This is a genomic window from Mesorhizobium sp. M4A.F.Ca.ET.050.02.1.1 (genome assembly GCF_003997725.1).
Taxonomy (GTDB): domain Bacteria; phylum Pseudomonadota; class Alphaproteobacteria; order Rhizobiales; family Rhizobiaceae; genus Mesorhizobium.
In genome coordinates this window covers 1-899 of record NZ_RZSG01001292.1, presented here as the reverse complement: position 1 = coordinate 899, position 899 = coordinate 1, and the positions used below count along the sequence as shown (strand labels likewise).

Genomic DNA, 899 nt, shown 5'->3' with positions numbered 1-899 from the left:
TCGTAAAGCGAGGCGGAGTACGCGTTGCGCTTCTCGATGATGACCATCTCCGGCATGCCGCGCGCGAACACGTCGCGGCCGAGCCGGTTGCGGTTGACCAGCCTTGCCGAGGCATCGCGCATCGCCTCCAGCCGCTTCAGCCGGAACTGCAGCACCGCCGCCAGTTCCTCGCCGCTCTCGCCCTCTTCGCCCGGCTGCTTGGGGATCAGAAGTTTCGACTTCAGGAAGGCGAGCCACGCCGCCATCACCAGATAGTCGGCGGCAAGCTCCAGCCTCAGCGCCCTCACCTTCTCGATGAAGGCGAGGTACTGCTCAGCCAGCGCCAGGATCGATATGCGCGCCAGATCGACCTTCTGGTTGCGCGCCAGGTGCAGGAGAAGGTCGAGCGGGCCCTCGAAGCCGGCGACGTCGACGACCAGCGACGGATCGCCGGTGACGCGCGCATCGTCGTTCTCGGCCCACAGACGGTCCATCGGTGCGGCCTTCGCGGCCTTGCTGTCCAATGTTTCCGCCACTGCCCCTGTCTCTTTCCCCTGTCAGGCCACCGCGTCGAAATAGGTGGCAAACTCGGCGCGTATCTCGGTCTCGTTCGCGAGGTCGCGATCTTTAATATAGGACAGCGCCCGCTCGGCGCGCTCGAGCGACTTGCCGGCAAGCGCCGTGGTGCGTGACGCAATGCCTGACATTTCCTCGAAAACGCCGTTGCAGTGAAGGACCAGATCGCAGCCCGCCGCAAGGATCGCCGCCGCCTTTGTCGGGAAATCCCCAGAAAGTGCCTTCATCGAGGTGTCGTCGCTCATCAGCAGACCGTCGAAGCCGATCTCGCCGCGGATGATGTCGTTGACCACCTTTGCCGAGGTCGTCGCCGGGTTGTTCGGATCGACGGCGCTGTAGACGAC

The 899-nt window shown here is 64.5% G+C and carries 2 protein-coding genes; both read right to left on the bottom strand.

What is annotated here, in order from left to right; genetic code table 11:
- Positions 1-473: ScpA family protein (locus EOA33_RS37010; protein ID WP_145989566.1), on the bottom strand; the 473-nt coding region annotated here is incomplete at its 3' end.
- Positions 474-536: 63 nt separating this feature from the next.
- On the bottom strand, positions 537-899 hold a 363-nt coding region (locus tag EOA33_RS37005; protein WP_145989565.1), incomplete at its 5' end, for a glycoside hydrolase family 3 N-terminal domain-containing protein.